Origin of the sequence: Okeania sp. SIO2C2, from assembly GCF_010692625.1 — a bacterium.
GTDB classification, from domain to species: domain Bacteria; phylum Cyanobacteriota; class Cyanobacteriia; order Cyanobacteriales; family Microcoleaceae; genus Okeania; species Okeania hirsuta.
The window spans coordinates 1-13,371 of the sequence record NZ_JAAHGM010000010.1 but is presented as its reverse complement, the minus strand read 5'-3'; the positions used below and the strand labels follow the sequence as shown (position 1 = coordinate 13,371).

At 36.7% G+C, this 13,371-nt stretch carries 5 protein-coding genes and 2 pseudogenes; 3 read left to right on the top strand and 4 right to left on the bottom strand.

Annotation, left to right across the window (positions count from 1 at the left end):
* Nucleotides 1-872: 872 nt before the first annotated feature.
* From F6K18_RS10750 to F6K18_RS10740, 3 genes and pseudogenes are all read right to left on the bottom strand, one after another.
* The gene (locus F6K18_RS10750) at nt 873-1,226 is read right to left on the bottom strand and encodes a hypothetical protein (RefSeq protein ID WP_124155600.1); all 354 of its coding nucleotides are present in this window, start codon (nt 1,224-1,226) and stop codon (nt 873-875) included.
* Nucleotides 1,227-1,922: 696 nt separating this feature from the next.
* Nucleotides 1,923-2,287, bottom strand: a pseudogene (locus tag F6K18_RS10745) (transposase); the annotation flags it as partial.
* A gap of 50 nt (nt 2,288-2,337) precedes the next feature.
* Nucleotides 2,338-5,640 (bottom strand): alpha-mannosidase, encoded by a 3,303-nt coding sequence (locus F6K18_RS10740; RefSeq protein WP_287520756.1) that lies wholly within the window; start codon nt 5,638-5,640, stop codon nt 2,338-2,340.
* A gap of 1,502 nt (nt 5,641-7,142) precedes the next feature.
* On the opposite strand from F6K18_RS10740, the gene F6K18_RS10735 reads away from it, so the two are divergent.
* The 3 genes from F6K18_RS10735 to F6K18_RS10725 all read left to right on the top strand — a co-directional run bounded on the left by F6K18_RS10735 (nt 7,143) and on the right by F6K18_RS10725 (nt 11,544).
* Nucleotides 7,143-8,354 (top strand): hypothetical protein, encoded by a 1,212-nt coding sequence (locus F6K18_RS10735; protein WP_287520754.1) that lies wholly within the window; start codon nt 7,143-7,145, stop codon nt 8,352-8,354.
* A 104-nt stretch (nt 8,355-8,458) separates the two neighbouring features.
* Nucleotides 8,459-8,575, top strand: a complete 117-nt coding sequence (locus F6K18_RS10730; protein ID WP_124145587.1) for a photosystem II reaction center protein I — start codon at nt 8,459-8,461, stop codon at nt 8,573-8,575.
* A 317-nt stretch (nt 8,576-8,892) separates the two neighbouring features.
* Nucleotides 8,893-11,544, top strand: a complete 2,652-nt coding sequence (locus F6K18_RS10725) for a DUF3769 domain-containing protein (RefSeq protein WP_287520752.1) — start codon at nt 8,893-8,895, stop codon at nt 11,542-11,544.
* A gap of 276 nt (nt 11,545-11,820) precedes the next feature.
* On the opposite strand, the pseudogene F6K18_RS10720 reads toward F6K18_RS10725, so the two are convergent.
* Nucleotides 11,821-12,517: pseudogene (locus tag F6K18_RS10720) on the bottom strand (IS1 family transposase).
* Nucleotides 12,518-13,371: the final 854 nt, after the last annotated feature.

Below are 13,371 nucleotides of genomic sequence, written 5' to 3'. Positions count from 1 at the left end.
GGTCATAGAGAAATTAACTAAATTATTTTCTGATATTAAATTTATGATGATTTTATCATAATATAGCCTGTTCCAATTCATTCAGATACAGGATTTGGGATTTCAGGGAACAAGCAATAAATTAGATTTAACTTCACTAGATCATCCAGAAATTGTGGCAAATTTAACACAAAAATAACAATTATATGTGAATTAGAAGTTAATTTAGAAGTTAATATAGATACAGCAATCCGGCATGATTTATGAGAATTTTATTGCTTGGGTATTCCCTATTCTCTATTCCCTATTCCCTAAAATCTACAATCTCTCACAACTCAAATAAGATTGCTATATTAATCATAAGTGACAGAATAAAATTAATTTTCAGTTGAATTCTTGTAAATTGTAAATTCTAGATGTTATTTGTATAGAAGTATTTGAGCAAGTCACAACACAATTGTATGATTCTTCACAAAAAATTATGAATATTACAAAGAATTTAGCAGAATCAGTTAAGCATTTTACTTTAGAAAAAACAGAATAATTATTGAGTTTCAGGTAAATTTCAAAATCTAACAATAGAAAACGTTGATGATAAATTAGACAGTAGGGATTAAGTAAGCACTTTTTTTAACTAACCTGGCACCTATATCTCGGTTTTATGTTTATTTATACCCACTTACTTAAGAGGCGATCGCTAGATAAATTTTATCTGAATCTTGAAGAAGAAAGAGGGAAAAAGAAAGAAGAAAAAATATTGCTTTGTCTGAGTTTTAAGCTTTTTATCTGTCCTAACCTTTCCTTCGACTGCTATATTATATTTTCCAAAAATTCAATTCTAAAAAAATATTTTTCAACAAGCCAAAATACAGTTATGAAAAGCTCAAAAAAATTTACCTCAGCTCTGGAAGATATCTGTTTCCTGTAAGAAAATATTGACGAATTTGAAACATTGATCGCCAAGCAATAGCATTATAATTAGTACGAGCTGATGCTAAATTATTTCCTTGAGTATCAAATACTTCAAGCCATCCATCAGCACCATCAGTAGTTGTACGAATAACTAATGTATCTTGACCTTCAATAGTTATTCTCAATCTATAAGCTTTACCCCAGTTTCCTTCTTCCGCTTTATGATAAAATTTGTAGGATTCCCAAACACTATTTGGTAGTTGATTCACTGTTGCTTCAAAATCATTTTCTCCATCAACTGCCATGCATTTTGGTATCTCATCAAATTTCTGCAAATCACTTAGATAAAGTCCTCCATAAACACTTACAAGGTTTTCAAAACTAAAGGCAAATCTTAACTGATACTTATATTCATCAACAAATTCTTTTTGTAGAAGTTATTCTGCTTTTTCAATATTTAATCCGTGAATATAAAAAGACAAATTTTCATAGGCTTTAATTACTTCAATATCTACAGGTTTTCCCTAATCATAGACTTTTAAATATTTCTGATAATAAAATCCTTTTGCAGTTTCTACAAAATTACTCATTGTTAATTCCAAAAAATTTTACTCAAAAAAAAATAACTATATAAAATTTAGAATAAATATTTGATTCTCTTGGCAATCCCTTTTCAGTAATCAACAATTTTTACTCGGATTAAAGTCAAAATTTTATCTAAAATTAAAATGATATTTCCCCACACTTCCCACAGCCAAAAATTTCACTTTCCATACCTATATCTATAATTTATAGAGAAATTTTCACTGCCAGAGGTAAAGGAAAACCGACGATTTTTCCTCACAGCAGAAATTCCCGACTCAGACAAAAGATAAATGGAGAAAATTCTCTGATCTTCCACAACCAAAAATTTCACTTTCCATACCTATCTATGGATAAATAGAGAAAAATCTCTCATCTCCCACAACCAAAAGTCAGGCATTGCCCAACCTATATCTATATTTATAGTTATTTAACTTAAGAATGAGATATTAAACTATACAATAATCACGAATAATTTCATCTAAAGATTTATGTGAATCGCCATACATTCTGGCTCTCTTTAATGCACTAAAATCATGTTCAATCTTATTTAAATCAGGAGAATATTTGGGGGGGAATATTACTTGATGCTCTGTTTATTCTACCATTTCTCTAATTATATTTTTGCCATGGATTGGAGCATTATCCATAATTAATACTCAAGGAATTTCTCATCAGGGTGATCAAAATATTGATTACCAGCCTTCAAATCCTTCTGCATTTAAACTTCTTGTGAATATCATTGGGGCAATTAAGTCCTTTTTCTTTTTATTCTCCCCCCTAATAGGTTTTCTATTTTTCCTCCCTTTCCTTGATAGAGACAAGCGATCGCCCATCTCAATTCACAACGTTTCCCCAAATTCATCACACCAGAAAATCCAGAGTAAAGCTGATTATTTTCCAAGGTGAAATTTCACAACTTCTACTCCCAAACTCAACAGAAGGTTCAGCAACATCTCGTTCCAACAAATCAACAACTTTTCCTACTGCCAAACCAGCATCACTTTCCAAATTCAAAATTGCCTCTCTTCCCAAACATTCATAACACCTTAAAATCCAATATTGATTATTCTCTGACCGTTTCAACGCCATCAAAATTAAATTATCAGTTTCCCAACCTAAGAAACGATAAATTTGTGGCAACCTTCCACCAGATTTTTCAGAACTAATCCACGGCATTACCTTAACAAGTAAAGGCAGATTTAACTCATAACCCCGTTGCACAGTACCAGCACTTTCCCAACTTCCCAAATGAGGATAAATAGCATAAGTAAATTCGTGAATTCCCACATCAGCCTCCTCATCAGGCCAAGTCGAACCCCTTAATAAAGTTAAACGTAATTCATTCGACTTTGCATCATATCCATACTTACAATCATTCAGCAAACTTACCCCATAATTATCATCACTAATATCCGCCCAACGTAAAGCCGGAACTTCCCATTTTGCCTGATCTCTTTCTGTCTGAAACTTAGTCATTCTCTTAATAGCCCCACAAGGAATTTCATAAGTAACAAAATCCGTTTCTATATTTATAGGAAAAGCAGCTTTAACTAAAGTATGACTTTCCTGCCAATTTACCCAACATTTAATTTTTAGCAGTGGAGAACCAAACTCCAAAATATAATCCTGACAAAACTCAGACTTTCCTATTTTTCTAATAACTCGTAGACAACTTCTTAAATCTCCTTTTTCCATCCACCCAATATCTATTAATTTTGCAGCAGCTAAAGGATATTCTTGATAATTTGGATCGATATTCCAAGCATCCCAATATTGACCCTCATCTTGAAAAGCCTGCAATTCATTCCCCTTCCCTTTTCCCAAAACTTCCCGTTCATTAATCTTGTCAAAAATACTCTCCAAATTTCCCGTTTCCCCCTCCACCTTTACCCGTAATAAATCATTCTCTAAAAGCCATCTTTCACCATTTAAACTAACAGTATTGACAAACTCAAATTTTTCTGCTATCCTTTCTGTAAAATGGGTAATAGGTGTGCTCATATATAGTCTTTTGTCCAAACCAGAAAACCCGCAACATAGCCAAAACAGTCGATAACCAACCCCAGGTACATCAGAAGCAACAAACAACAAATCATTATCCGATACCTGAGAACTAACTAATTTTCCCTCATTGTCATAAACTAGCCAGTCATTTCCATCGTTTTGCACACCAGCAGAATAATTATCATTATCCATTTCCAAACCCTCTCCCTGCTGTCTAATACCCACACCCCAACAATCCTTTTTTTCCGGAGGCGCTGGCAAAGCAACCGAAACCAATTCCGAACGTTGCCAATTCAAAGAATTAAAAACAATAACCCGATAAAACATCCCACCCTCACCAGAATCAAACGAAAAAGGCAGACAAAAATCAATCTGAGAAGCGATCGCCCCCATAGCCTCATCCAAAATTTCCAACCCCAGCCGTTCAGACTCCCTCCAACTACAATTAGCATCCACATAAACATCAGAAATAGCCGAACCAGGCAAAATATCGTGAAACTGATTAAACAAAACCCCCTTCCAAGCAACCTCCAAATCACTCTTCCGATAAAAAGCCCCAGTCATAACCGAAGCAAAAACAGCAAACAACTCCGCCTCATACAACAAACCCTCACAACAACGGTTCCATCTTTTTTGATCCGCATGAGTCGTATAACAACCCCGATGAAACTCCAGATAAAGTTCATCCCGCCAAATAGGATAATCATCAGAACTTTCCCCCGCCAACTCCACCAAAAAACTCTCAGCAGTCGTAAACTCCAACAAAGGAAAAAAACCAGACTCCCGCCATCTTTTCCCCACCTCCAACATATCCCTAGTCGGACCCCCACCATGGTCTCCCACCCCAGGCAACCACAAAACATTTTTTCTACTAGTTTTCACCAACCATTCATAAGCAAACCTTCCCATCTTTACAACATCAATACTTTCTCCTATCGGCGGTAACATCAAACTAAAAATTCGACTTTTATCCAAACCTTCCCACCAAAAAACCTCAAAAGGAAACTCCATAAAATCATTCCAACGCAACTTTTGAGTCACAAAATATTCCATACCCCCACCCTGAAGAATTTGTGGAAGTTGCCAACAAAAACCAAAACTATCCGGCAACCAAGCTACAAGAGAAAATCTGCCAAACTTATCCCAAAAATAACCTTGACCATATAAAACCTGACGAACAATTGATTCCCCACTCACAGTATTTAACTCTGGTTCTACCCACAAACCCCCAACAAACTCCCACTTTCCCAACTCTACTTGCGCTTTAATTCTATTAAATAAATCTGGTCTATTTATTTCTATCCATTCATATAGTGCTGGAGTCGAATGACAGAAAATAAGTTCCGGAAAATCTTGTTGTAAATTCAATACAGACTCAAAAGTTCGTTGCGCCACTTCCCAAGTTTCTTTGACATCCCATAACCAAGCTAAATCTAAATGAGCATGACCCAATAATTTCAGTTTTAAACTATTAATATACTTCTCAGAAATTTTGACTATTTCAGCATTAACTTTTATCAGACACTCTTCAAACTTTTCCCTCTCTCCAACTGACTGCCAATCTATCAAATTTACCGCATATTTTATTCTTTCTATATCTAAGTCATTCTCCGTCTCAACTTTTGCTAAATATTCAACTAAAATTTCTAACTCATCTGCCAAAAAACCAGGGTCTAGCTGATAATTATCCACATTTTCATACACGCACCAAGACTTTACTAAAGCTCCCCAGTCATGTACCGGACTTACCAACTTAATCCCAATTAAAAAAGTCTCCCCAACCATTGCCTTTGGAGTTAGTAAAATTCGACTCGAACAGTCAAATAAATCTCCTGTTTGTACTAATTTTCCATTTACATAAATTTCCGCAGATTCAGCCCACCAAGTTAAACTTAATTTTAAAGATAAATCAGCTAAAAAATAGTTGTTTAAGTGTGAGGGAATTATCAATTTTTGCCCTAACCATAAAATCTGTTTACCTTTTTTCCAGGCAATATGTTTTCTCTCATTTGTTACGGCTAATTCCCAAGTATCTAAATTTTCAAGTGCGGTTAAAGGTATATCTCTTTGCTGACATCGCCATTGTCTTTGAATATCTACTTGGGTTAGTTTTCGTAGTTTTTCTATAGTTGTTGAAATTTCTCTAATAGAAAATTGCATAAAGTTTTGATTTGTTGATTATTGAATGTTTAGAAAGAGTATATAGCAGAAGAAAGAAGGAAGAAGAATAGATAGGATATAAGCTATCGCTCCACTCAACTGAGAAGATAGGGAAAATATTCGTTTCAATGGAGTTAAAGAAAACATTTTGTGAAGCTCAAAAAAATCTGTGAGGTTTTTAGTCTTGCATTCCCCAAAAAATTGTGAGAAAATTTATGTATTGGGAGTTGTTCGCCCCTACGCATGACTATTTATTCAACTAAAAACGCCACACTTTTTACTGATAACTATTAACTATAGATAGATGAGCGATCGCTCCACTCAACTGAGAAGATAGAGAAAATATTTGTTTCGATAGAATCACAAAAAACATTTTGTGAAGCTCAAGAAAATCTGTGAGGTTTTGAGCCTTGCATTCCCCAAAAAATTGTGAGAAAATTTATGTATTGGGAGTTGTTCGCCCCTACGCATGACTATTTATTCAACTAAAAGCACTGCACTTTTTACCGATAGCTATATATAGATGAGCGATCGCTCCACTCAATTTAGAACAGAGAGAAAATATTCATTTCAGTAGAGTCAAAAAAAAAACATTTTGTCAAGCTCCAGAAAAAAAAACGTGATGCCAAGGTTTTTTGCCTTGCATTCTCCAAAAAATTGTGAGAAAATTTATGCATTGGGAGTTGTTTGCCCCTACGCATGACTATTTATTCAACTAAAAGCACTGCACTTTTTACCGATAGCTATATTATAGATGAGCGATCGCTCCACTCTACTGAGAAGAGCAAAATAAGCATTTTGTGAAGCTCAAAAAAATCTGTGAGGTTTTGAGCCTTGCATTCCCCAAAAAGTTGTGAGAAAATTTATGTATTAGGAGTTATTCGCCCCTATACATGACTATTTATTCAACATCAACCCCTATATTCCAGGGCCAACGCATCTAAATTCTGGAACCTTCTACAGTTAAGCTTTAGAGAAGTAATAAGTATAAACACTCAGAACCCTAACATCCTTGCCCTGTTAGAACTTCAAAATAAGATGCGTTTGCCTTGCCCGATATTCTTTCTAATTGAAATTGAGATGTAGAAGTAGATTCTGATTTTTTTCTAACAACAACTTTCTTGCAACTCACCTAAGTCCTTGATTAGCTTTCCTCATAGAAAAAAAATTTTCATCAAAACCTTAGCTAATCCATAGATAAGTAAAGCCAAATCATATTTCATATTTCAATTTACTCATAACTGAAACAAACTTATTCCTAACTCCAGAGTCTCATAAAACTTCGCTTCTGAGATATAATAAAGCTGTTTAGTAACATACTACTCTCTATAATTAGTTCACTTTTAACTCTATAAAAGTTATCCGATCGCCTTCTCCTATTCCCTATTGCTTCAAAAAAGCGCACTGCCTGCGCTGAGGTTTCCGAGCACATAAAGACGGAGCAAGAAAAAGAAAATCATGAAAATAAATAAACCTACCCCTATCAAAAATTTAAAATAAAAATGACATCAAGTCCTTATAAAAGTAAAGTATTAAACTTTGTTTCTGAAAAATATCGCCAAATATTAGATAGAAGCGATCGCGCCCTCAACCATGTAAAAATTGCAACTACCAACACAATTCAATTGTTACTTTATCCAATATATGTGTTGCTGCAAACCTCTCGCCTAGCAGTCAAACAACTAGAAAAAAATAGAAAAACTCAAGTACCACAAATCACAAATAAAGTCAATAATGAAACAACTAAAAATCATCAAAATACTAACCAACCCATTCAGCAAGCATCACTAACAACAATACAAACAGCCACCCCACAAGCAGCTAAACCCTCAGTCAACACCTCAACCTCCTCCTTAATTAAACCCAAATCTAAACTTTTCCCAGGACTAGACATTAAATTAGAAAATCAAGACACCCTGGCAGATAATCATCAAAAATCCGAACTTTTGACCACAGAGCAACAAAAACAGCCACTTATCCTAACAGCTTACTTAGAAAACAAAGCCCCATTACAACTTCAACCATGCGCCGAAATAGCACCCAACTCCGGATATATGAGTATTTTCTGGCAAATTATGGCTTGGGTGCAAACCAGTCAAATAGCCTTATGGTTCAATCTATTTGAGGAATTGAAATTACCCCCGGAGAAAAATCAACTAATTCAGGAAAAAAATAATTACCAAACACTGCCATTATTGTCAAGTTCCAATCTAATTTTCCGTGACTTTATTAACAATATAGCTAAACATTACATACACCCAATTACTAGAAGTCTAGGTTTAAATGAATTACTACCACCTATTAACATAGAAGAATTACCCTTTGAATCATTGTTAGAAGTAAAACAAGAGGAACACCAGGTACAGAACTCTTCTCAAAAGACCATTTTCACTTCTAATAATTCTGCCAACATAGAAACTATCAGATTTAGAGAAAATCGGGACAGAAACATCAAAGCCTTAACAAAGACAAATGAACCAAACTATTCTCAGACCATAAAAAATACCAAAATTTCAATTCAACATCATAGTAGAGACAGTAAGCCAGAGTACCAAAAAGAACCAGACTGCTTAGAAGTAGCCTCAGTTTCAATAGGATATATCAAACATCCTCTAGAAGAAATATTGGGATGGGTGGATGTGGTTATGACCTGGATAGAAAAAGTATTTGCACAAGTCTGGCAATGGAGCCAAAAGAAGTTGAAAAATATTTGACACATATATTGTAGTCAAATGAGACAGTATTTAGATATGATAAGAAAGTTGTAGATTTTTCATAATCAATATCAATTTTTCACATCCTGGGAGAAAACTAATAGATGCTAACTCTAAAAATAGTCGTTAATATTGTCGTCCTCTTCTTTGTTGCATTATTCATTTTTGGATTCTTGTCCAACGATCCTGCTCGTAACCCTAGTGGTCGAGATATGGAGTAATAAAATCTCTATATTTTTAGAGACTGAGTAAAAACTTGCACCAAGATTTCAGTCAGCCTGGAAGTCCACTAATCTGATTAAGTGTTATATTCCAGGCTAGTTTTTGACATAATTTATAAAATATGATGTGTAAAATCAAATTCAGTGAGTAACTGAATAATATATCCAGACCCTAAAGAGTGGAAAAAAGTAATCTCCAGGCCAAGCTAATTAGATTTTTACTCTTGAATTGATAAATCTTCTGTAAAAGTTCTAACTCTTAAGTTTATGATCGACTCCGATCTTTAACCTTTGAGCTTAATGTTTCTATCTGAAATATGTCCTATCCTCTGCCCCCACCAGAACTACCTCCAATAGTTGAAACCCTCCCTTCACAAACGGTAACCCAATCTGTTACAAAATTACGACAGCAAGTACCTAGCCCACTGCCAAAATCAAACCAGGGGACTGAGGAAATCATATTGTCTGCAAAAAACACTTTCTCAGGACAAGAATTCAGAGAAACCGTATTATACAAAATTCCTCAAATTAAATCCACCTTTGACCCTGTTAGTCCAGTAAGTCCAATTCATACCACCTCAGCAAGTCTTGGACCACCTGTAGAAATAGACATATCATCAGCAGAGAAAATTTCTACTATCGAAAACCAAATTAATTTAGATAGAAAACTAACATTCTCCTCTACTTCCTTCTCAAATTTCTCCCAATATATTGCCAGAAAACAAGAGGAACAAAATACCAAACAAGCAAACTTATATAACCCCAACAGTAGAGAAATATTACGAAGTTTCAGTGAGAATACCGCAAGTACCAGAAAAAAAATAACCACCTCAGAATTTTTCAGTCAACCAGAGCAACTAGAAACACAAACACAAAAACAAACACTTAAAATAGGCCAAACAATAGAAGATAGCTCCCCAAAATTGCCCAATCTTCCCCAAGAGCAACAACCTATAGACCAGCCAGATGTCCCAGAATCAAAAGAAGAAGAAACACCCGTTCCCATAGCAGATCCAGAATCTCAAACCCAAGAGTCAGACGAAGAAACAGAAAAGAAACAACCTATTACAGTACCCTTGCCAGCAGATGTAGTAGAAGTAACAGCAGAGCGTCAAGAATATGACGACCAACGGCGACTAATTACAGCAGAAGGTAAAGTAATAGTGCGATTTAGTCAAGGACTCGTTAACGCAGACAAAGTACAAATTAACTTAACAACTCGTCAACTCCTGGCTACGGGAAATGCTGTTTTTACTCAAGGGCAACAAGTATTGCTAGGAGAACGCATGGAATACAACTTTACCCTAGACAAAGGAGTAATTGAACAAGCAAGTGGAATTATATTTGTCGGTAACGCCGAAGAAATATCCTCATCATCCCTACCCACCACAGAAGGAGTAGGAGCATTACAAGCAAGAACATTAAGCGATCGCATCAGTGCTACTCAACCACCAACAAATGTCAAAGCAACTGAAGGCACAAAAGTTACATTTGAACCCAAACTAGAAGCACCCGAACAAGCAGGAACAGTTAATAGACTACGCTTTGAAGCAGACCGTCTCAACTTATTAGGTGCAGGCACCTGGGAAGCCACAAATCTCCGACTCACCAACGATCCGTTCTCACCCCCAGAAGTAGAATTAAGAAGCGAGCGTGCTACACTCAAACCCCTATCACCCTTTCAAGATGAACTAATCACCAAAAAAGCACGGTTAGTATTCGACGATCGCTTTAGTTTACCACTATTTCGCGAACGAACAATTATTGACCGAAACCAAAGAGACCCCCTGCCAATTCAAATTGGTTATGACCAAGATGATAGAGGAGGGTTATTTGTTGAAACTACATTTGAACCACCACTTCAAATACCATTTCAAGTCAGACTAACTCCCCAATATTACTTAGAAAGAGCGTTTTTAGGAGATGAAGGCGACTCCCCCATAGATGATAATGTTTTTGGTCTCAAAGCTTCAGTCAACGGGTCCATCACCCCCACAACTCAACTAGAAGGACGAGCCACATTTCTCACATTTAAAGACTTTCCCGACCTAGAAGAAGACGACTTTCGGGGTAGCGTTCGACTAAGACAGTTATACCAAGGTTACAATTTAACAGGAGAGTATAGTTATCGCGATCGCTTATTCAATGGTAGTTTAGGATTTCAAACAGTTCACAGCAGCGCAGGTGTCGTTCTTACCTCCCCCCTAATACCACTAGGAGAAACTGGTGCCCAACTAAGTTTTCAGACAGGTTATCAAGTAGTCAATGCGAGAACAGACCGTCGGGAATTATTAACAGACCTCCAACCATTTGAACCCCTACCCGATGAAAATGATGATAATGATGACGACGATGCTAAAGCAAGAGCTGACCTTGGTCGTTTCCAGAGCGTAGTCTCCCTGAGATACCCACTAACTATCTGGAGTGGAGAAGCATTGCCAGCTACCCCGAACGAAGGCTTGAGATATACCAGCAAACCAGTAGTTCCATTTGTGCAAATGGTCTTAGGACTTACCGGTGCTACTAGCCTTTATAGTAACGATGAAGACCAATCTTATCTTCGTGGCAGTCTTGGGTTTACTGGTCAGTTTGGACATTTTTCCAGAGACTTTTTTGATTATACTGGATTCAACTTAACTTATAGCCAGACAGGTCTGAGTGGTCAGTCACCTTTTTTCTTTGACCGCGTTGAAGACACGAATGTCCTCTTATTTGGTCTTGTCCAACAGATTTATAAAGGTTTTCGGGTTGGCTATCAAAGTGGAATCAACATAGAAAATGGTGATATTCTCGACGATCGAATCACATTAGAATATAGTCGTCGTACTTATGGAGTCATATTAACTTTTAGTCCCAGACGACAAACTGGTACATTCAGCCTCCGGATCAGTGACTTCAACTGGCAAGGTGGTACAACTCCTTTCTCAGGGGAAGATATTCGGCCCGTAGGTGGCGGTGTGGTTCGTTAACGAAGTCAGAACTCAGAAGTCAGAAGTCAGAAGTTATTTTTGTAAGGGGGATTTGAGCAACTCTCCAAAAATATTTCGCCAGTCAAGGCGAGGTTGCACGACTTAATTATTTTGATAATCATGAGGAGTCAGTCCTCAGGAGTCAGGAGGAAATAGAATCACAAAGATGAGCGTAGTTATAACAATCAGAGATTTTTTTTACGTCTAATCAAACGGATTTGATATGAATAGTGATATCAAGTCTCATTAATTGGCGTTGTCAGATTAAAAGATGAATTATAGAGACAGGGTGGGAACAGGGACCTCTTTAAACTTAAGGTAATGAATCAGTAGTCAATTGAGTGCTTTAACATTTCAACAGACTTGGAATAGCACAAGGTTTTGCCATCTAACATAGCTCAGTAATGACGTAGCGCGTGTATTTTCTCCCTCTACACCAGTCATGTAAGTCTTGCTCACAATCTGATCTCCTGCCGGAATAAATTTAGTATAAACTGGATTACCATCCCTCACCCAAAAGTAACATTGCCACCAGAAAATAGTCTGCCATCATACCATGAATGTTTCCGCACTATGGTCACCTACTACCCAGGCTAAAATACCGGCTGGAAAATGGTCTACAGCAGCTCCTGTGCCAGATTTGATTTTTTTTCCGACAAAGGTTTCTAGTTGCTCCAATTCTCCTACCTCTGGCATAGTTTCTGCTTCATAGGTATCTGGTAGAAGTGTTCCCACAAGTTTAACCCCATCCATAATCGTTGTGCGTGAAACTCCTGTAATTCTCTCTATGGCACGAAAACCAATTCCATTAACATACATTTTCCAGCAGTTGCGCTTGAGATCATCACTGTATCCTCTATGTTGATATTCTGCGATCAATTGACGGCCACACTTGACACAGATATAATTTTGTTTACCTTTTCGCGTGACTATTTTTATGGATGTGGTGGCTGTGGCATTCTGGACATTCCATGACATCTCTCCTTGAACTTGACACGCTGATCATTCTCTCAATCATCTTCTTTTCTGACAACGCCCATTAATTAGCTATATAATGTCTGCTTGAATACTTATACTTTAGTGGAAGGAAGGCAAAGGGCAGAAGGCAGCGGGAGCTGAAGAGTTTCTTACAATTTTGACTGAATTCTATACATGCTCCGATGCTACCGGATATGATATCATAATAAAGATATTTTCTCTAATAAATTTCTCCCTGTTCCCTGTTCCCTAAATTTTTTATTGTGGGTATTCTAAAGAGACATGATATTAAAAGCCAAAGAACTATACCACAATCGACAATAGCAAAAAATTAAAGCACCCTGATTAATTTTGCTTGCCCTATTACCCAAAACTTGACAAAAATCTGCTTCCGATTCCCGATCAAAAGGCGATCGCTCCATCTACAGCACAAAGTTTAAGCCTAGAAGTCATATCAAATCCTCTTAATTGGACATAAAAAAAATTCTCCAATTGCCATAACTACGCTCATCTTTCTAATTCTTTCTCCTCCTGAATTCAGCAATTCCGACTTCTGACTCCAACTCGACTTAACCATTCTATAACTGTTTAACCGGATTTGATATCAGCAGTTAGGTTAGTAGATGGCATAACACCACTAAAAACTAACTAACTGCCAGAAACAAATTTGGGTATGGATAGACACCTTCTAAAAATCTAGACAATCCTAGACACGTTCTTCGAGTGACATCCTCCCGACGCCGACCTGACGGTACGGCGCGGGCTTCCAAACCTCACAGTTTGGCATTCCTAGTTTTTCTCCCTACGAGGTTTCGCCTCTGACCTAGACGGAGTTGCCTCCGTCCCCGG